The sequence below is a fragment of the Serratia sp. NA_13 genome (assembly GCF_052691735.1).
Window position 1 is genome coordinate 14,314 of sequence record NZ_JBQZFV010000023.1, and the last position, 19,713, is coordinate 34,026.

The following is a 19,713-nucleotide window of genomic DNA, read 5'->3' on the forward strand; positions in this document are numbered from 1 at the left end:
TAGGAGCAAATCATTGTTGCGGCAAGCAATTATACTAAATGTCATCGAGGTTATTTGGCGCGCTCTGCGGTCAGCGCGGCGATGCGCATAATAACCGAAACCGCCTGTTCCATCCCTTCCAGCGACACAAACTCATGCTTGCAGTGGTAGTTATAACCACCGGTGAACAGATTTGGACAAGGTAAACCGCGAAACGACAGCTGAGCGCCGTCGGTACCGCCGCGAATCGGTTTCATAACCGGTTCGATATCACAATCACGCATTGCCTGCTGTGCCAGTGCAATCACATGGGGATGCTCTGCCACCTGTTCGCGCATGTTGTAATAGCTGTCTTCGATCGTCACTTCGATATAGCAATCACGCGGCAGACCTTTGCCCACCTGTTGCGCGACCTCTATCATCCGGCGTTTACGTGCCTCAAAACCCTCACGCTCAAAATCACGCAGGATATACTGCATTTCTGCACGTTCAACGCTCCCCTTAAAGCTGCTGAGGTGGTAGAACCCCTGGTAGCCGCTGGTGGTTTCCGGGGTTTCATCCGCTGGTAACGTCTGCTGAACTCGGGTTGCCAATGACAGAGCATTCACCATCACCCCTTTAGCACTCCCAGGGTGAACATTGTTGCCGACAATTTTCACCGTCACCGACGCCGCATTAAAGTTCTCGCATTCCAGCTCACCCACACCACCACCATCAACGGTATAGGCCCACTCGGCGTCGAATTGTGCAACGTCAAAAAACCGTGCGCCCTTGCCCACTTCTTCGTCCGGGGTAAAGGCCACGCGAATATCACCGTGAGGGATATTGCGTTGCTGCAAACGCACCATGGCGGTCAGAATTTCGGCAATGCCGGCCTTGTCATCGGCACCGAGCAGCGTTTTGCCGTCGGTGGTGATCAACGTCTGCCCCAGCATCTGGTGCAGGATCGGGAACATCACCGGAGATAACACCTCATCGCCAATGCCCAATGCAATATCGCCGCCGCGGTAACTTTCGACGATCTGCGGGTTAACGTGTTTGCCGGTAAAATCCGGTGAGGTATCCAGGTGAGAAATAAACCCGATGGCCGGTACGGACCAGGCAACGTTGCCCGGTAAAGTGCCCATCACGCAGCCGTGCTCGCTGAGCGACACCCGTTCAAACCCCAGTTCAATCATTTCGTGCTGCAACGCGCGCGCCAGCTTCATTTGCCCGTCGGTACTCGGCACATGTTTGGCGTTCGCTTTGGATTGCGTGTCGAATGAGACGTAGTTAAAAAAACGATCTAGTAGTTTATCCATGGTATCCGCCCTCAGAATATCGCGTTTCATTATGCGGAACCGATCAGGATCAAATATTGCGACAGGTCATTTTTAGCCAGATCTAACGGAAATCATTAAACCTTGTGATGATATCTCAGATTGACCAGACCACCACACCCGAAGTTATCGCCAGCCAGAATTTCTGTTGTGTGATTCTCTTCACGACTGGCACCGGTTGTCAGCCAGTGACCACCGGTGCCTATTTCCGCCCGCTAATTGCATCACCGAATTTTTCCTCCTATAACTTAGCCAAGGCAGAGTTTGCCCCTTTCTTTTTCGCCATCCAGGGAGCTTTATCAACAACGTCGTTGTCCATTAAAATATAAAAAAGGAACTGACATGAAAGGTATTATCGATAATATCTTAAGCAAGCTGCAGCTTTTTTCCAAAGCCATGATGGGGCCGATATTCTTTTTGCCGGTTATTGGTTTAATCCTGGCATTAAGTTCTATTCTTACCAACGCCACGCTGGTGAATGAAAACTCCGGCGTATTTCATATTGGCAAAATGATCGGGGATACCTTTTGGCCGTTGTTTGGCAACCTCGGGCTCATTTTTTGTATTGGTATCACCTATGGCCTGGCAAAGGATAAAAAAAGCGAAGCGGCGCTGGTAGCCGTAATGTGCTTTATTATGTTCCTCGGTGCCAACGCCTCCTATTTGCAATTGAGCGGCCACATAGCGCAGAAAATTAACGGGCAATATTACGGTACCGGGCAAACCGAGCTGCTGGGCTTTACCGTGGTGGATATGGGCATTTTCCTCGGCCTGATCCTCGGCATCACCATCGCCTGGGTGCACAACAAACTCTGCAACCTGGAGCTGAACGGCGTGTTCTCGGTCTACGGCGGTTCCAAACTGGTGCTGATCGCCATGACGCCGGTGATTATGCTCTACGCCGTCGGCTTCAGCTACCTGTGGCCGGCCATTTCACACGGCCTGATCGCCCTGACCGGCTTTATGAAAAGCTCCGGTTCGCTCGGCGTGTTTGTCTACGGTTTCTTCGAAAAATTCCTGATCCCCACCGGGCTGCACCACTTTATCTGGTCGCCGTTCCAGCTCACCAGCATCGGCGGTTCGATCGTGCAGGATGGCCACACCGTTTCTGGCTCACAGGCGATTTTCCTGGCCTATATGCGCGACCCGAGTATCTCACCGTTGATGAATGAAGCACTGCGTTTCTCGCAGCAGGGTATGGTGACCATCTTCGGCCTGTCAGGCGCAGCGCTGGCTTTTTATCACACCGCCAAACCGGAAAAGAAAATGCTGGCCAAGGCGATCCTGATCCCGGCCATCGCCACCTCGATTCTGGTGGGCATCACCGAACCGATCGAGTTCACTTTCCTGTTTATTTCACCGCTGCTGTGGGTGATCCATGCGGTGCTGACTGCGCTGTCGCAGGTCGCCTGTAACCTGTTCGAAGTGCGGCCCTGGGGCGCCAGCGGCCTGATTGAGTTCCTGGTGTATAACCTGCCGTTGCCGGTGGCCCTCACTCGCTGGCCGCTGTACGTGGTGATCGGCCTGATTCAGTTCGCCGTCTATTACCTGGTATTCAAAACGCTGGTGCTGAAGCTTAATTTGAAAACGCCGGGCCGCGAGGATGACGACGGGGTCAAACTTTATTCTAAACTGGAGTATCAAAACAGTAAAAATACGCCTAATGAATTGAGTGTGATCATTATTCGAGCGCTTGGTGGCAAAGATAACATTATTTCCGTCGACAACTGTTTTACCCGGTTGCGGGTGGAATTAAAAGATATGCAGCTTATTGACGAGCCCGCATTAAAAAGCACCGGCGCCAAAGGCGTGGTAAAAAATCGACGCGAGGTTCAGGTTATTTATGGTGTCACCGTTGGCAAGGTCAAAAGCCAGGTTGAGAAGTATTTAGCAGCACTCTGACATTTATTAATTTGGGAGATATTAAATGAAATTAACCGTTCTGGGCGGCGGCGGCGTGCGTTCGCCGTTCCTGGCCAAATCTATCGCCTACAACGCCCACCGTATCGGCGTCACTGAAGTGGTGTTTATGGACACCGATCAACAAAAACTAGCCGTATACGGTGCCATCGCTCAGGGAGTATTCCAGCGCATTCGCAGCGATATCGCCTTCAGCCTGACCAGCGATGCGCATCAGGCACTGAGCGGCGCAGACTATATCATCACCACCCTGCGTATCGGCGGCGAAGAAGGCCGTATTTATGATGAACGCATCGCGCTCGACCATCAGGTTCTGGGGCAGGAAACCACTGGTGCCGGCGGCTTCGCCATGGCAATGCGTTCAATCCCGGCGATTATCGATTACTGCCGATTGATAGAGCAGCTGTCGTCGCCAGGCGCAGTGCTATTCAACTTCACCAACCCTTCCGGCATGGTGACCGAAGCTATCATCAAGTCAGGCTTTAAACGCCAGGTGTATGGCATCTGTGACGCACCCAGCGAGTTTATCCGCGAACTGGCCGAACTGTTGGGTTGCCGCGAAAGTGAATTGAGCATCGACTGCTTCGGGTTGAACCACCTGTCCTGGTTCCGCAACGCCAGGGTCAACGGTGAAGCGGTAACAGAACGGCTGCTGGCAGACCCACGCCTGTACCGCAATACCTGCATGAAATACTTCTCACCAGAGCTGGTCGAACTCTCCGATAACCTGATGCTCAACGAGTATCTGTATTACTATTACTACCGCGAACAAGCGATCGCTGCTATCGTCAGCGCCGGTGAAACCCGCGGCGAGCAAATTGCGCAGATCAACCGGCAGATGCTGGCAGATCTGGCCGAGCTGGACATCCCGAACCAACTGGACCAGGCCTTCAGTCTCTACTTCAGCCATTATCTGACGCGCGAGAACTCGTATATGCAGCGCGAGTCCAGCCAGGGCAAAGTGAAAGAACGCGCCATGCTGACGCTGCAACAGTTTATCGAACAGCCGGACAGCGGTGGCTACGCCGGGGTGGCGATCGATATTCTGGAAGCGGTGAACAGCGGCCAGCAAAAACGCGTGGTGGTATCAATGCAAAACAACGACACGCTGGACTTCCTGCATCCTGAGGACGTGATTGAAATCAGCTGTGAACTGAGCAGTGCGGGTATTCACCCGGTAAAAATGCGCGAGATTCCCGATACGCAAAAAAACCTGATCGCTCAGGTGAAGGAGTACGAACGGCTGGCAGTAGAGGCAATTCTGGAAGGTAATCGTAAAAAAGCCATCAAAGCTTTGATGGTGCACCCACTAGTGAATTCCTACTCGCTGGCGAAAACCCTGGTAGAGGAGTATCTGCAGGCCCATAGGCAGTACGCCGAACACTGGCGTTAATCCCGGCGGCGCGGCCTCAGCGGCTGCGCCGTTCAAACCAGGCTTTGATCAGGTTCTCAAACCCCAGCAGACAGTGGCCAAAGAACGGGTTGGGGTAATAGATATCGTGGTCATATTTTTGACGATCTTCGTAGATAAAACTCATGTCTGCCTGCTGCGCCAGCGGGCTGTCACCGTCGCCACAGAACGCCGCCAGCCGGATATCGTTACGCTTCACCGCCTCGCTCCAGTTCAATGCCGAACCACTATTGCCAGATTTTGAAATCACGATCACCATATTGAAACCAAAACGCATTTCACGATCGAGAATATCGAAGTCCGGCCACAGCGACAGATAGCTGTCGATGCCCAGAGTCATAAACTTGTTGTACATGTACTGCGCCACCAGTTGCGAGAAACCGCTACCATGGATCAGAATTTTGCCCTCGTCGAGCAGATCGAGGAACTGCGCCTGCTGCTGCACGCTAACCGCCACGGGTGCCGACTTTTCAGCCAGATAGGCCGGTGCCATGGTCAGGTTGAATTTGATAAAATATACCAGCTCCAGATAACCGCGAAATCCCAACTTTTTGGCCAACCGCACAACCGTTGACGGCGAGCTATAACAACGGGCGGAAAGCGCACGAATGCCCTCGTCGATGCAGGCATCGGGGTTATCGAGAATACAGTTGAGAATAGCCAGATCCGTTTTAGTCAGATCCGCCTGGTTGAAGACCTGTTTGAAGTTCACCGTCACCCCGTTGGCACTATTATGACGAAAGAAGGTGGGTATTTTCTGGATAGACAGCTCGTGGAGCGGTGGGTGTAACCCCAGAGGAAAATACTTTCCCCTGGAGTCAAACTTAAGGCTGATCCGCTCGTGCTACCTTGCCGACCAGAAATTTATGCACAAAGCGCGGCACCACGGCACTGGCCTGGCCATAGTGTTTTTCATCAAACTGGCTCTCCACCTGGCTGGGTTCCAGATTCAGCTCCATGGTATGCGCCCCGCCCAACCGGGCCTCGTGCACAAAACCGGCGGCTGGATAAACGTGGCCTGAGGTGCCGATAGCTACGAAAAAGTCTGCCTTGGCCAGTGCCTGATAGATTTCATCCATACCCAGCGGCATTTCGCCGAACCACACTATATGCGGCCGCAGCGGCGCCGGGAACTGGCAGCAATGACAGCGATCGTCGACGCTGAGATCTTCCGGCCAGTCAAATACCTGCCCGGAACTGGTACAGCGCACTTTCAGCAGTTCGCCGTGCATATGCAGCACCCGGGTACTACCGGCACGTTCGTGCAGATTATCGATATTCTGCGTCACCAGCAGGAAGTTATCTCCCAGCCAGGCTTCCAGATCGGCAAGGGCACGGTGTGCGGCATTAGGTGCAATCTCCGCCGACTGCAACTGGCGGCGACGCTCATTGTAAAACGCCTGAACCAGCTGCGGATCGCGCTGATAGCCTTCCGGTGTGGCAACGTCCTCCACCCGGTGCTCTTCCCACAGCCCGTCGGCAGCGCGAAAGGTGCGAATACCCGACTCAGCCGAGATCCCGGCCCCGGTCAACACCACGACAAACGGCTTTTTCAGCTCGGCGGCCGCCATGGTATCGCGATGAAAAATCCGCGAACGAAAGCGCTGATGCAGCACATGCTTACTCTTGCGAAACTGACACAGCCGATGGCGAGTGTGCATTAACTCTCTCCTTACTTTTCCCTGTTGACCAAATTGAGGAACGCGGCTCCGCGCACCCCACCGGCGTCGCCGTAGCGCGCCTTTTCAATCCGTGGCAACTTGGCCACGCGCAACAGATGTGCCGGCAAACGCTGCGGTAATTCCTGGTAGATCGCTTCAAAGTTCGACAATCCACCGCCAATCACCACCAGATGGGGATCGATGATGGTCAGCAGATTACCCAGACATATCGCCAGCACGTCCATAAAACGTTCGACGTGAGCCACGGCCTGAGGCTCACCCGACTGATAATGCGCAATGATCTGCTGCGCAGGCAAGTGCTGCTGGTAAAAGTGGGCGTACATCCACTCAAAACCGCGGCCGGAAATGTAATTTTCGATGCATCCCTGATGACCGCAACCGCAGGCGACGCGAGGTATATCACGCCCCAGCACCTCCAGCGCATCCACCGGCAGCCGGAAGTGGCCAAATTCACCGGCGATATAATTGCGCCCGGAGACCACCTTGCCATCAACGATCAACCCACCGCCAACCCCGGTGCCGAGAATAATGCCCAATACCGTTGGATAGTGACGGAAATCTTCGTCCCAGGCTTCCGACAGCGCAAAGCAGTTGGCATCATTATCAATGCGCACCTCACGACCAATCAGTTCAGCCAGGTCATGCGGCAACTTCTGCCCCATCGCCGCCGGCACGTTGGCGGTAAACACGGTGCCGTCGTCATCGCTGGGCAGCCCCGGAATACCGATGCCGACCATGCCCTTCTGGCCGCAGAACGCATCCGCTTCAAAGGTCAGGTCGCGCAACGTCGCCAGCAGTTGCTGATAATCTTCACGCGGCGTCGGCACCCTTTTTTGCCAAATGCGCTGCAGGTCTGCGTCGAACACGCCCAGCTCAATCTTGGTGCCGCCCATATCGAAACCGTAGTACATAACCCACCCTCAGGCTAAAAAAATGGGGCGGCATCTCTGCCTCCCCTGATTTTGATTATTGTCCGCTCAACACTCGTGCCGGATCGATACGGCTGGCGCGCCTGGCCGGATACCAGCTAGCCAAGAGGCTGAGTACCAGCGCGGTCACCAATACAATCACCACGTCCAGCCAGTGCAGCTCGGAAGGCAGGAAGTCGATGAAGTAAATATCTCCCGACAGGAATGAGTGCCCCATCAGTTTTTCCAACCCTTTGATGATATTGGTCAGCTGCAGCGAGGCGATCACCCCGACCACCACGCCACTGACGCTGCCCACCAGCCCGGCCAGCAGGCCATACCAAATAAATATGGCGCGGATAAACCCATCTTTGGCACCCAGAGTACGCAGCACGGCGATATCGCCGCTCTTGTCCTTCACCGCCATCACCAGCGTAGAAACGATATTAAAGCAGGCAACCCCGATCACCAGCACCATCGCCAGATACATGATGGCGCGGATCATCTGGATATCGCGGTACATATAGCCGTAGGTGCCAATCCAGCTCTTGATGTAAACGTAGGAGTTGGTGACCTCGCCGGCATCACGCACCAGTTTGTTGGCGGCAAACACGTCGTTCACCTTGATGGCAATGCCGGTCACGCTGTCGCCCATATCCAGATACTGCTGCGCATCGGCCAACGGCACCATCGCCAGGCTGTGATCAAGCTGCCCGCTGAGCTGCAAAATTCCGGTCACGTGCAGACGAATACGTTTCGGCTGCAACAGCTTCATTTGCGGATCGCTGTTGGGGATCATCACCGTCACATAACTGCCCTGCTTGACACCAAGGGCATCGGCAACACCTTTACCGAGGATCACCTGTTGCTCACCGCTTTTGAAATTGGCCCAGGCATCGCCCTGCACATATTTCGGCAGCGCACTGAGCTGGATTTCCTGCTGTGGGTCAACGCCTTTGACGCCGACCGCACGCAGCTGCGCACCATTTTCCATCAGGCCGGTAAAGTTGATATAGGGGGCGGCAGCCACAATGCCGGGCACCTTTTCCACTCGTTGCAGAATCGACGACCAATCTTTGAACGGCTGTTTCACCGGTTCGATTTCACCGTGCGGCACCACCGCCAGAATGCGGTTTTTCAGTTCGCGCTCAAAACCGTTCATGGCACTCAGACCGACGATCAGCACCGCCACGCCCAGCGCAATACCGATGGTGGAAATCACCGAAATCAGTGACACCATGCCGCCGCGCTTGCGCCCGCGGCTGAAACGCAGGGCCGTCAGAAAGGAGAGTGACGCGCCTGCCATTACTCAGCCCCCAACAGGGTTAACTGGGCCTGCAGATGGCCGTCAGCCATTTCCAACTGGCGGCTGAGGCGCTTGGCCAACTGCAAGTCATGAGTGACCACCAAAAACGCAGTGCCCTGGCGCACATTCAATTCGCCGAGCAGATCGAAAATGCTGTCGGCTGTGCGTTTATCGAGGTTACCGGTAGGTTCGTCCGCTAACACCAGCGACGGGTTATTGACCAGCGCACGGGCAATCGCCACGCGCTGACGCTCACCGCCGGACAGTTCTGAAGGCCGGTGCTTGCTGCGTTTTTCCAGCCCGACAGCCGTCAGCATTTCCAGTGCTTTTTCCTGTGCCTGCGCCGGTTTCATGCCGCCAATCAACAGTGGCATGGCGGCGTTTTCCAGTGCGGTAAAGTCCGGCAACAGGTGATGGAACTGGTAGATAAAACCAAGCTGGCGGTTGCGCAGTTCGGCCTTGGCCGCCGAGGACAACGAATTCAGCGACTGGCCCTTGTAGACTACCTCGCCGGAAGTCGGTGAATCCAGCCCGCCCAACAGGTGCAACAGCGTACTTTTCCCGGAGCCCGAGCTGCCGACAATCGCCATCATCTCGCCCGGCTGCATGGCAAAGCTGACATTACGCAGTACGTCGGTATGCAGGTTGCCTTCCTGATACGTCTTGCACAGGTTGTCGCACTGCAACAAAAGATGGTTACTCATAACGTAAAGCCTCAGCGGGTTGTACGGCGGCGGCGCGCCATGAAGGGTAAAGCGTGGACAACAGGGAAACCGCCATCGCCGCTACGGCAATGACCGTCACCTGCAGCGGATCAACCGCCACCGGCAGCGATGCTCCGTCAATCAATGCGCCGAGGATCGGCATCAGGTTATTAAGATTGCTGGCCAGTAACACCCCGAGCAGCGTGCCTAGCAGCGAACCGATAATACCGGCACTGGCACCCTGTACCATAAACACCGACATCACCTGTCGACGCGTCAGGCCCTGGGTCTGCAAAATAGCCACTTCGCCCTGCTTTTCCATTACCAGCAGGCCAAGGGAGGTAATAATGTTAAATGCTGCCACCGCCACGATCAGGCTAAGCAACAGCCCCATCATGTTCTTCTCCATGCGCACCGCCTGGAAAAGCTCGCCCTTGCGTTCGCGCCAGTCTTTCCATTCGGTACCCTGCGGCAATTTCTGTTGGCTGAGGGTATCGACCGTCAGTGGCTGCTGCAGGAACAGGCGCCAACCGGTGATATTGCCGGCCGGGTAGCGCAGCAGGCGCGAAGCATCCTGCTGATTGACCAGCATCTGAGTACCGTCTACTTCACTATTGGCGTGGAAAGTGCCAATCACGGTAAACAGACGCTGGATCGGAATACGGCCCATGGGCGTGAACTGGCTGGCACTCGGCACCATCACCCGCAGCGGATCGCCACGTTTAACGCCCAGTTGCCCGGCTAACTGTTCGCCGATGATGATATTGTATTGGCCCGGCTGCAGCTGTTGCTGTTTGACGTTCACCAGAAACGGCGTCAGCGGATCGGTTTCGTCCGGGTTCACCCCCAGCATCACCCCTACCGCTACGCTGCGGGCGCTTTGCAGCACCACGTCACCGGTAGTCAAGGGCGCAACGCGGCTGACGCCCTGCAGGCCCTGCACCGCCGATGCCGGGATTTGTTGCGGGTTGATTGACCCCTGCGGGCTGGTAATCAACGCCTGCGGCATCAGGCCGAGGATATTGTTCTCCAGATCCTTTTCAAAACCGTTCATCACCGACAAGACGGTAACCAACGCCATCACCCCCAGCGTAATGCCGATGGTGGAAAGCCAGGAAACAAACCGCCCGAAGCGGTCTGAAGCCCGCCCGCGCATGTAACGCAGGCCAATGAATAACGCGACAGGTTGATACATGAAATCCGTTTTGTTGCCGTAGCTTAAGCAAAAGTGATCAAGGATAATAAAGGCTATACTCCGTTTAGGGAACCACCCTGACGCCTTTTATTCCGCCGATCGCGCTAACGGCAGCACGTCACCCGGCGTCACGCTTTAACAGGTTGTAAACCGACACCCGCGAAATACCCAAGGCTTCCGCCGCCATAGTGGCTGCGCCGCGCAGTTGCAGATAACCCTGCTGCTTTAACAGTTGGAGAGCCTGAAAACGTTGCTCGGAAGAGAGCGCGCGCGGAGCGGTGGCATGTGAAGCAGCAAAATTGTTGATCACCGAGGCGATGTCCGACAGCGATCGCACACCCTCGGCGACCGGCTGCGACGAGCTCTGCACCACCGCAGTTAACTGCTGCAAAATAGCGGTGGCGCTGTTGAAAATCGAGACGTCCAGATTAAGACAAATCGCGGCCACAAAAGTGCCCTGACTGTTGCGCAGACCTATTGAGGTGCTCTTGGCCGGGCGGCCGTCCGGGAAAGCATTGGCATAGTTTTGCACCACGTCAGGAAAATCCGGCGAGGCAATACGTTCCAGCCCCATTTCGCTGGCAGCGTCACCAATGTTGCGGTTAGACAGATTATTGGCGATGGCAACGATAGCACTCTCCGGCTGGGTCAGATCGTGCAGCACCACTTCACAACAGGGGGCAAACATCACGCCCAGCGCCTGGACAATTTTTTCCGCTTCGCGCAGTAACAGCGCATTTTCCTGCCTGATATCGCTCATTAACTTAACCATTTGACAATAATTTTACAAAGAGTAAATTAAAATTTCCGGGTAATCAATCAACCTTTCACCAGCGCGAGGTCGCCATGAGTTCAACGCCCCACTGTATCACCGCCGCCGATATCTCTACCGCCGCAGAAATCCTGGCCGGACATGCCATCCGCACGCCGGTTATGACCTCGCAGCAAGCCGATCGCCTCATCGGCGCGCAACTTTTCTTTAAATGCGAGAATTTCCAGCGCGTCGGCGCCTTCAAGTTCCGCGGAGCATACAACTCGATTGCTCAATTGAGTGATGCGCAGCGCAAGGCTGGGGTGATTGCCTTCTCCTCCGGCAACCACGCTCAGGCCATGGCGTTGGCGGCGCGGGAACTGGGAGTTAACGTAACCATAGTGATGCCGCACGACGCCCCTGCGGCCAAATTGGCGGCAACACGCGGTTACGGTGCCAAGGTGGTGATTTATCAGCGCCACAGCGAAGATCGCGCAGCCATTGCTCAACGGCTGGCGGCCGAACAGAGTCTGACCATGATCCCCCCCTATGATTACCCGCAGGTGATCGCCGGTCAGGGCACGGCCACCAAAGAACTGATTGAGGAAGTGGGCCCTTTGGATGTGTTGCTGGTCTGCACCGGCGGCGGCGGCTTGCTGGCCGGCAGTGCGGTCGCAGCGCACCACTGGTCGCCGGGCTGCAGGGTGTTCGGCGTGGAGCCACAGGCAGGCAACGACGTGCAGCAGGCATTTCGCACTGGCCGGCCGGTACAAATCCCGCTCCCGAAAACCATCGCCGACGGCGCACAAACTCAACAGGTAGGTGCGTTGACCTTCCCAATCATTCAGCAGTTCGTCGAGGATATCCTGACGGTCAGCGATCCGCAGTTATGTCGGCAAATGCGCTTCTTTATGGAGCGGATGAAAATGGTGGTCGAGCCGACCGGTTGCCTGGCTGCAGCAGCGGCGATGAACTCGCTGCTCGATTTACGCGGTAAAAAGGTCGGGGTGATCGTCAGCGGCGGCAACGTCGACGTCGATAAAATCGCTGATTATCTCGCCATGGCGGGGCAAGAATAATGCAATCAGAAGGTTAAACATGCGCCAATAGTCCGCCGCATCGCGCTTTTACCTATGTCAGTTTACTGCCCAGTGGGCTAGTATTACCGGGTAAAGGCGCAGCGTGATTTGTGCCAGGGCGAAATTTAACACATTGATTAAAGATACCTTCATGAGCATCTCCGATAACCGTAACCGTTCCGCTTCTTCTTCCTCCTCCCGTTATTCCCTGCCTGAGCGCGCGGGCGATTTGCGCCAGTTGGGGCAACTGACCGGCTCGGCCTGTGCCGTGGAATGCGCCGAGATTGTCGAACGTCACAACGGGCCGGTGATGCTAATTGCCCCGGACATGCAAAATGCCCTGCGTCTGCGCGACGAAATTCAGCAATTTACCGATCAAATGGTCACCACGCTGTCCGACTGGGAAACCCTGCCCTACGACAGCTTCTCGCCGCATCAGGAAATCATCTCCGCCCGTCTGTCGAGCCTGTACCATCTGCCGACCATGGTGCGCGGCATGATCATTCTGCCGGTCAATACCCTGATGCAGCGCGTTTGTCCGCACGAATTCCTGCACGGCCACGCGCTGGTAATGGAAAAAGGCCAGCGCCTGTCGCGCGACAAACTGCGGGCCCAACTGGAGCATGCCGGCTACCGCAGCGTTGATCAGGTGATGGAACATGGCGAGTTCGCCACCCGCGGTGCACTGCTTGATCTGTTCCCTATGGGTAGCGAAGAGCCTTATCGCATCGATTTCTTCGATGACGAGATCGACAGCCTGCGCACCTTTGATGTCGACAACCAGCGCACGCTCAACGAAGTCGATGCCATCAACCTGCTGCCGGCCCATGAATTTCCAACCGACAAAAATGCCATCGAGCTGTTCCGCAGCCAGTGGCGTGAGCAGTTTGAAGTGCGCCGCGATGCCGAACATATTTATCAGCAGGTCAGCAAAGGCACCTGGCCAGCCGGTATCGAATACTGGCAGCCGCTGTTTTTCAGCCAGCCACTGCCTACGCTGTTCAGTTATCTGCCGGACAACACGTTGATCGTCAATACCGGTAATCTGGAGAGCGCCGCCGAACGCTTCTGGCAGGACGTCAACCAACGTTATGAGAGCCGCCGTGTCGATCCGATGCGGCCATTGTTGGCACCTGACAGCCTGTGGTTACGGGTTGATACGCTGTTTGGTGAACTGAAAGCCTGGCCGCGCATGGCGCTGAAAACTGAAGAACTGCCTGCCAAAGCCGGTAACACCAATCTGGATTACCGCGCACTGCCGAACCTGGCGGTACAAGCCCAGCAGAAAGCGCCACTGGACAGCCTGCGCCATTTTATTGAAAGCTTCGACGGCAGCATTATTTTCTCGGTCGAAAGCGAGGGACGCCGCGAAACGCTGCAGGATCTGCTCGGCCGCATCAAACTCCGTCCTTCGCTGATCCAGCATCTCGATCAGGCCGAGGCGGCGGGCCGCTACATGATGGTCGGCGCCTCCGAGCGCGGTTTCCTCGACGGCATGCGAAACCGGGCCTTGATCTGCGAAAGCGATCTGCTCGGTGAACGCGTCAGTCGCCGTCGGCAAGATAACCGTCGCACCATCAATACCGATGTGCTGATCCGCAATCTGGCGGAGCTGCACCCCGGCCAACCGGTGGTACATCTGGAACACGGCGTTGGCCGTTACGTTGGCCTGACCACGCTGGAAGCTGGTGGCATCAAGGCCGAATACCTGATCCTGTCCTATGCCGGTGAAGATAAACTCTACGTGCCGGTCTCTTCGCTGCATCTGATCAGCCGTTATGCCGGCGGTGCGGACGAAAACGCACCGCTGCACAAACTGGGCGGTGATGCCTGGTCGCGTGCACGGCAAAAAGCCGCCGAGCGGGTGCGTGACGTGGCGGCAGAATTGCTGGATATTTACGCCCAGCGCGCCGCAAAAACCGGCTTCGCTTTTAAACATGACCGCGAACAATATCAGCTGTTCTGCCAGGCCTTCCCATTTGAGACCACCCCGGATCAGGAGCAGGCGATTAACGCCGTGCTGAGCGACATGTGCCAGCCACTGGCCATGGACCGTCTGGTGTGTGGGGACGTCGGCTTCGGCAAAACCGAAGTGGCGATGCGCGCCGCCTTCCTGGCGGTGGAGAACGGCAAACAGGTCGCGGTACTGGTGCCAACCACCTTGCTGGCGCAGCAGCATTTCGACAATTTCCGCGATCGCTTCGCCACCTGGCCGATCCGCATTGAGATGATGTCGCGCTTCCGCAGTGCCAAGGAACAGCAGCAGGTAATGGACGATGCCGTCGATGGCAAAGTGGATATCATCATTGGCACCCACAAACTGCTGCAGAGCGATCTGCGCTGGAAAGATCTGGGGCTGTTGATCGTCGATGAAGAACACCGATTCGGTGTGCGCCACAAAGAACGCATCAAGGCAATGCGTGCCGATGTGGATATTCTGACGCTGACCGCGACGCCGATCCCACGCACCCTGAATATGGCCATGAGCGGCATGCGCGACCTGTCGATTATTGCCACCCCACCGGCCCGTCGTCTGGCGGTAAAAACCTTTGTCCGCGAGTACGACAGCCTGGTGGTGCGTGAGGCGATCCTGCGTGAAGTGTTGCGTGGCGGCCAGGTTTACTACCTGTATAACGACGTTGAAAACATTGAAAAAGCCGCAACAAAACTGGCGGAATTGGTGCCGGAAGCGCGTATTGCCATCGGCCACGGTCAAATGCGCGAACGCGATCTGGAACGGGTGATGAACGACTTCCACCACCAGCGCTTTAACGTACTGGTCTGCACAACCATTATCGAAACCGGCATCGACATTCCCAGCGCCAATACCATTATCATCGAGCGAGCCGATCGCTTTGGGCTGGCGCAGCTGCACCAGCTACGTGGCCGCGTCGGACGTTCGCACCATCAGGCCTATGCCTATCTGCTGACGCCGCCCCCTAAAGCCATGAGCACCGACGCCCATAAACGCCTGGAAGCCATAGCATCACTGGAAGACCTGGGTGCCGGCTTTGCCCTGGCCACCCACGATCTGGAGATCCGCGGTGCAGGCGAACTGCTCGGTGAAGACCAGAGTGGCCAGATGACCACCGTTGGCTTCTCGCTGTATATGGAACTGTTGGAAAGCGCAGTGGACGCACTTAAAAACGGACGCGAGCCTTCGCTGGAAGATCTCACCAGCAACCAAACCGAAGTGGAGCTGCGCATGCCGGCCCTGCTGCCGGATGATTACATTCAAGACGTCAATACTCGCCTGTCGTTCTATAAGCGTATCGCCAGCGCGAAAAACGACGGTGAACTCGAAGAGTTGAAGGTGGAGCTGATTGACCGCTTTGGCCTGCTGCCGGATCCGGCGCGTAACCTGCTGCAAAGTGCGGCGTTGCGTCAACATGCCCAGTTACTGGGCATCAAGCGCATCGAAAGTAATGAACGCGGTGGATTCATTGAATTTGGTGAAAAAAACAAGGTCGACCCAGGCTATTTAATTGGGTTGTTGCAAAGCAATCCGCAGGTCTATCGCCTGGACGGGCCGAGTAAACTGAAGTTTATGCTGGATCTGACCGATCGCCAGAAACGTCTGAAGTTTACCGAAGAACTCCTGACCGCATTCCGCGAACATACGCTGGCAGCCTGAGTCAGTAACCCCTTCTGAGTTCGTCAGAAGGGGTTACTGCTGCCGAAAGCCAGCCCCCAGCGGCGCAAACAGCATCAGCCGGCTGCAGACCACCTGATTTTTCCCGCCACGTTTGGCCTCATACAGGGCTTCGTCCGTCACCTCTATCGCTTTCTCTACCGCCATACCGGGCAAATACAGCGAGGCACCGATAGAAACGGTGATCTGTGTTTCGTGGCCTTCATCCAGAAAAAATATCGTTGCCTCCACGCTGCGACGAATGCGTTCCGCTACCCCACCGATAATCTTCGGATCATAGCTGGCAGTAATCACCATGAACTCCTCACCGCCATAGCGACCAACAAAATCTTCGCTGCGCACGCTGTTTTGCAACAATTGCCCCATCTGGGTCAGCAACAAATCCCCTGCCAAATGGCCGTAGGTATCATTGATACACTTGAAATTATCCAGATCGAGGATCATCAACCCGCAGGGACGCCGCTCTGCATGTTGCAACATCAGGCGATAGTCGACGCTGGCACGGTTACCAAGATGAGTCAGACTGTCGGTGGTGGCCTTATCGCGCATTGAGAAATAGGCGTGGATATGCCGCTCTTTGAAGTTCAGCGCATGGTAGCAAATCGCCAGGCACAGGGCTGAAATGGCCTGATACATCAACGCATCCAACCACAAGATACGTATATCAACCAAAAACCAGACCACCAGGATGCGATATAACGCAATCAGAGCTATGGTCAGATAGAACACCCGGTTCGACTTTCTCAACCAGACCCGCGACAACAGCAAGGGAATAATGATCGAGCCGATAAACAGGTTATCGACGGTTAATCCACCGCTCACGGCCAATAACATCAGATAGCACGCCATTCCACTGAGCGCACCGCCAAAGAAAGTCACCAATATCATTGGGATCATCACGAAGCTGTAATGGACGTTATCGGTCAATTCCAACCTATCCTGATTGAGAAACAGTATCGCCAGTCCGGCCAGCAGACCAAAAAGCAGGCGTTTCCATCTTTCGGATTGATATGAAAAAGGAGCATTTTTGCTGAGGGCAAAATAGCTGATTGACAGTGTAGCGTAGGTGATGCAAGCGTCGCTATAAAGCGTGGGAATTGACGCAACGTAAGTCATAAATATTCGCAATGCTCCGCGGAAATTATAGGGTGATTAAGCAATAAATTTTGAGCACCAATCCCTGTCTCATCCATTCCGGCATCGAACATATTACTCAGATTAATAATAGATTAGCAGTTCTATGATATTTCCAAGGTATCTATCCCACCTTTCCGCTTCAGGATAGTCTGTTAGATACCTAGAGAGGAGCGACAACTATGAATATCGATGATGATTTGCAAGCGCTGACCAAACAGGAAGCGACGTTGACCTTCAGCCACTTTGACCATAATACCGCCTGGGAACTGGGATCGGCATTAAAATCCGCAGCAGAACGCGGCCGCCTGTCCATCGCCATCGAAATCCAGCTTGCGGGGCAGACGCTGTTTTATTATGCCATGCCCGGCACCACGCCTGATATTGCGGACTGGGTACGGCGTAAACGCAACGTGGTGAATCACTTCCACAAAAGTTCTTACGCTATCGGCCTGCGCCTGCAACAACGTCAATCGACGCTGGAAGAGCGCTATGGGCTGAGTGTGCGTGACTACTCGACGCACGGCGGAGCCTTTCCGATTAATTTAGCCGGGCTCGGCTGCATCGGCACCATCAGCATTTCCGGCTCGCCGCAGCTGGAAGATCATAATCTGCTGGTCGGCACCCTGGCCCACTTTCTCGGCTTATCCCTGCCGGCAGTACATTAAGCGATAAAACTCCTGCTATTCTCTTTAGGCTGGTCGTCAGAGCCGCGACCAGCCTGCTATCTGATATTAACTTCCGTTTTGAAATAGTCTACTTTCATTTTTCCGCAGCATATTGATGTATATCTAGGAATCACCGCCACAACAGGCGTATGGTGTCTGTCAGCTATTCGAGACGGACCGCAACCGGCCCGCCATTCCGTTCTCTTTTATAGACTTGGTTTACACCCCAGATGAAAACGCATGAAATTAACGGCATTCGGCCATTCAGCGCACTGATTGATGCCTGCTGGAGAGACCCCTATTCCCTGCAACGCCTGCTAAAAGACGCCATCGCTGGCGTCACCGTTGGCATTATCGCCATCCCATTGGCGATGGCACTGGCGATTGCCAGCGGCGTTCCTCCTCAATATGGGTTGTACACGTCGGCGGTCGCCGGGATTGTGATCGCCATTAGCGGCGGCTCGCGCTACAGCGTTTCCGGGCCTACCGCCGCCTTCGTGGTGATCTTGTATCCGGTTTCACAGCAGTTCGGCCTCTCTGGCCTGTTGATCGCCACCCTGCTTTCCGGGCTGTTTTTGGTGCTCATGGGGTTGGCACGTTTCGGTCGATTGATTGAATATATTCCCCTGTCGGTGACGCTGGGCTTTACCTCCGGTATTGCCATTACCATCGCCACCATGCAGGTGAAGGACTTCTTCGGTCTGCAACTGGCGGTGGTGCCGGAACACTATGTGGGCAAGGTTTACGCCTTGCTGCAGGCGCTGCCAACGCTGGATATCGGCGATACGCTGATCGGCGCAGTGACCTTGTTGATCCTGATATTTTGGCCGAAACTTGGCCTAAGAGTACCGGGGCATTTACCGGCGTTGCTGGCGGGCACTGCGGTGATGGGCATTCTGGCGCTGTTTGACCACCCGGTGGCAACCATAGGTTCCCGCTTCAGTTACCTGCTGGCCGACGGCACGCAGGGCCAGGGCATTCCACCCATTTTGCCGCAGTTGATGCTGCCGTGGGATCTGCCGGCGGGTGATGCCAAGCCGATGGCGCTGAGCTGGCAGACTATTTCCGCCCTGTTACCGGCGGCGTTCTCCATGGCCATGCTGGGCGCAATTGAATCCCTGCTGTGTGCCGTGGTGTTGGACGGCATGACCGGCAAGAAGCATAACTCCAATACCGAACTTATCGGCCAGGGGGCGGGCAATATTATCGCACCGTTCTTTGGCGGCATTACCGCCACCGCCGCCATTGCGCGTTCCGCCGCCAACGTGCGCGCCGGGGCCACTTCGCCGGTATCTGCCATTATCCATGCGCTGCTGGTATTATTGGCACTGCTGGTATTGGCACCCTGGCTGTCCTGGCTGCCGCTGGCAGCAATGGCGTCGCTGCTGCTGATGGTCGCCTGGAATATGAGTGAGGCCCATAAGGTGATTTATCTGCTGCGGCGGGCACCGAAGGACGACATTCTGGTGATGCTGCTGTGCCTGTCGCTGACGGTGCTGTTTGATATGGTGATTGCCATTACCGTAGGCATAGTGCTGGCTTCGCTGCTGTTTATGCGCCGCATTGCACGCATGACACGCTTGAGCGAACTGAGCGCCGAAAATGACCGCCTGGTGCTGCGGGTGAACGGTCCATTATTCTTCGCCGCCGCCGAACGCATTTTTAACGAATTGCTGGTGCGCAGTGAAAGTTATGACGTGATTGTCTTGCAGTGGGATGCGGTACCGGTGCTGGACGCCGGTGGCCTGGATGCCCTGCAGCGCTTTATCGAAGCCCTGCCGTCAGGCAAGCAATTGGCGATCACCGATATACCGTTCCAGCCGTTGAAAACGCTGGCGCGCGCGCGGGTACAGCCGATTGAGGGGAAACTGCATTTCTACGCAACGCTACCCGAAGCCTTGGCCGAGCTGGACGCCTAAAAAAAAGCCCGTCAAGTCGGGCTTAGATTGCTGACAAAGCAGGAAAAAGCGTGGTTTTTCCTGCTTTGTGGTGAGCAGCCGAAAAT

15 protein-coding genes are annotated in these 19,713 nt (G+C 55.5%); 6 read left to right on the forward strand and 9 right to left on the reverse strand.

Annotated features, from left to right (window positions below):
- Positions 1–50 precede the first annotated feature (50 nt).
- Positions 51–1,280, reverse strand: a complete 1,230-nt coding sequence (gene pepT, locus ACUTSU_RS21730) for a peptidase T (protein WP_445654716.1) — start codon at positions 1,278–1,280, stop codon at positions 51–53.
- 360 nt (positions 1,281–1,640) lie between these two features.
- Here pepT and ACUTSU_RS21735 point away from each other — a divergent pair, with 360 nt between their 5' ends.
- Entirely contained in the window at positions 1,641–3,200 is a 1,560-nt protein-coding gene (locus ACUTSU_RS21735; RefSeq protein ID WP_445650941.1) for a PTS transporter subunit EIIC, read from the forward strand.
- Positions 3,201–3,225: 25 nt separating this feature from the next.
- Positions 3,226–4,611, forward strand: coding sequence for a family 4 glycosyl hydrolase (locus ACUTSU_RS21740; protein ID WP_445650940.1), 1,386 nt, complete (start codon positions 3,226–3,228; stop codon positions 4,609–4,611).
- A gap of 16 nt (positions 4,612–4,627) precedes the next feature.
- Here ACUTSU_RS21740 and ACUTSU_RS21745 read toward each other — a convergent pair whose 3' ends face one another.
- The 7 genes from ACUTSU_RS21745 to ACUTSU_RS21775 form a co-directional block, all read right to left on the reverse strand.
- Positions 4,628–5,341 carry a MurR/RpiR family transcriptional regulator gene (locus ACUTSU_RS21745; protein WP_445654717.1) on the reverse strand — a complete coding sequence of 238 codons (714 nt, stop codon included), beginning with the start codon at positions 5,339–5,341 and terminating at the stop codon, positions 4,628–4,630.
- A gap of 112 nt (positions 5,342–5,453) precedes the next feature.
- The gene (gene cobB, locus ACUTSU_RS21750; protein ID WP_261088713.1) at positions 5,454–6,290 is read right to left on the reverse strand and encodes a Sir2 family NAD+-dependent deacetylase; all 837 of its coding nucleotides are present in this window, start codon (positions 6,288–6,290) and stop codon (positions 5,454–5,456) included.
- A gap of 11 nt (positions 6,291–6,301) precedes the next feature.
- A complete protein-coding gene (gene nagK / locus ACUTSU_RS21755) occupies positions 6,302–7,222 on the reverse strand; it encodes an N-acetylglucosamine kinase (RefSeq protein WP_445650938.1) in 921 nt (306 codons plus the stop codon).
- A gap of 55 nt (positions 7,223–7,277) precedes the next feature.
- Positions 7,278–8,525, reverse strand: a complete 1,248-nt coding sequence (gene lolE / locus ACUTSU_RS21760) for a lipoprotein-releasing ABC transporter permease subunit LolE (RefSeq protein WP_445654718.1) — start codon at positions 8,523–8,525, stop codon at positions 7,278–7,280.
- Entirely contained in the window at positions 8,525–9,229 is a 705-nt protein-coding gene (gene lolD / locus ACUTSU_RS21765; RefSeq protein ID WP_445650936.1) for a lipoprotein-releasing ABC transporter ATP-binding protein LolD, read from the reverse strand. Before lolD ends, lolE begins: the two co-directional genes overlap by 1 nt.
- Entirely contained in the window at positions 9,222–10,424 is a 1,203-nt protein-coding gene (gene lolC / locus ACUTSU_RS21770; protein ID WP_445650935.1) for a lipoprotein-releasing ABC transporter permease subunit LolC, read from the reverse strand. The genes lolD and lolC overlap by 8 nt, the downstream gene beginning before the upstream one ends.
- Positions 10,425–10,542: 118 nt before the next feature.
- Complete coding sequence (locus tag ACUTSU_RS21775; RefSeq protein ID WP_445650934.1) at positions 10,543–11,184, reverse strand: helix-turn-helix transcriptional regulator; 642 nt, start codon at positions 11,182–11,184, stop codon at positions 10,543–10,545.
- Between the two features lie 86 nt (positions 11,185–11,270).
- Here ACUTSU_RS21775 and ACUTSU_RS21780 point away from each other — a divergent pair, with 86 nt between their 5' ends.
- Together ACUTSU_RS21780 and mfd are read left to right on the forward strand one after the other, a co-directional pair.
- A complete protein-coding gene (locus ACUTSU_RS21780; RefSeq protein WP_445650933.1) occupies positions 11,271–12,254 on the forward strand; it encodes a threo-3-hydroxy-L-aspartate ammonia-lyase in 984 nt (327 codons plus the stop codon).
- 151 nt (positions 12,255–12,405) lie between these two features.
- Entirely contained in the window at positions 12,406–15,888 is a 3,483-nt protein-coding gene (gene mfd / locus ACUTSU_RS21785; RefSeq protein WP_445654719.1) for a transcription-repair coupling factor, read from the forward strand.
- Between the two features lie 33 nt (positions 15,889–15,921).
- Here mfd and ACUTSU_RS21790 read toward each other — a convergent pair whose 3' ends face one another.
- The gene (locus tag ACUTSU_RS21790; protein WP_445650931.1) at positions 15,922–17,022 is read right to left on the reverse strand and encodes a GGDEF domain-containing protein; all 1,101 of its coding nucleotides are present in this window, start codon (positions 17,020–17,022) and stop codon (positions 15,922–15,924) included.
- A gap of 200 nt (positions 17,023–17,222) precedes the next feature.
- On the opposite strand from ACUTSU_RS21790, the gene ACUTSU_RS21795 reads away from it, so the two are divergent.
- Positions 17,223–17,708, forward strand: a complete 486-nt coding sequence (locus ACUTSU_RS21795; protein ID WP_445650930.1) for a heme-degrading domain-containing protein — start codon at positions 17,223–17,225, stop codon at positions 17,706–17,708.
- A gap of 230 nt (positions 17,709–17,938) precedes the next feature.
- Positions 17,939–19,627, forward strand: coding sequence for a C4-dicarboxylic acid transporter DauA (gene dauA / locus ACUTSU_RS21800; RefSeq protein WP_445650929.1), 1,689 nt, complete (start codon positions 17,939–17,941; stop codon positions 19,625–19,627).
- Positions 19,628–19,713: the final 86 nt, after the last annotated feature.

What these genes read in the sequence shown, in the direction of transcription:
- lolC (WP_445650935.1), bottom strand. Translation starts at nt 10,424, where the DNA reads ATGTATCAACCTGTCGCGTTATTCATTGGCCTGCGTTACATGCGCGGG.
- dauA (WP_445650929.1), top strand. Translation starts at nt 17,939, where the DNA reads ATGAAAACGCATGAAATTAACGGCATTCGGCCATTCAGCGCACTGATT.
- ACUTSU_RS21775 (WP_445650934.1), bottom strand. Translation starts at nt 11,184, where the DNA reads ATGAGCGATATCAGGCAGGAAAATGCGCTGTTACTGCGCGAAGCGGAA.
- ACUTSU_RS21740 (WP_445650940.1), top strand. Translation starts at nt 3,226, where the DNA reads ATGAAATTAACCGTTCTGGGCGGCGGCGGCGTGCGTTCGCCGTTCCTG.
- ACUTSU_RS21790 (WP_445650931.1), bottom strand. Translation starts at nt 17,022, where the DNA reads ATGACTTACGTTGCGTCAATTCCCACGCTTTATAGCGACGCTTGCATC.
- ACUTSU_RS21795 (WP_445650930.1), top strand. Translation starts at nt 17,223, where the DNA reads ATGAATATCGATGATGATTTGCAAGCGCTGACCAAACAGGAAGCGACG.
- ACUTSU_RS21780 (WP_445650933.1), top strand. Translation starts at nt 11,271, where the DNA reads ATGAGTTCAACGCCCCACTGTATCACCGCCGCCGATATCTCTACCGCC.
- cobB (WP_261088713.1), bottom strand. Translation starts at nt 6,290, where the DNA reads ATGCACACTCGCCATCGGCTGTGTCAGTTTCGCAAGAGTAAGCATGTG.
- pepT (WP_445654716.1), bottom strand. Translation starts at nt 1,280, where the DNA reads ATGGATAAACTACTAGATCGTTTTTTTAACTACGTCTCATTCGACACG.
- lolD (WP_445650936.1), bottom strand. Translation starts at nt 9,229, where the DNA reads ATGAGTAACCATCTTTTGTTGCAGTGCGACAACCTGTGCAAGACGTAT.
- ACUTSU_RS21735 (WP_445650941.1), top strand. Translation starts at nt 1,641, where the DNA reads ATGAAAGGTATTATCGATAATATCTTAAGCAAGCTGCAGCTTTTTTCC.
- nagK (WP_445650938.1), bottom strand. Translation starts at nt 7,222, where the DNA reads ATGTACTACGGTTTCGATATGGGCGGCACCAAGATTGAGCTGGGCGTG.
- mfd (WP_445654719.1), top strand. Translation starts at nt 12,406, where the DNA reads ATGAGCATCTCCGATAACCGTAACCGTTCCGCTTCTTCTTCCTCCTCC.
- lolE (WP_445654718.1), bottom strand. Translation starts at nt 8,525, where the DNA reads ATGGCAGGCGCGTCACTCTCCTTTCTGACGGCCCTGCGTTTCAGCCGC.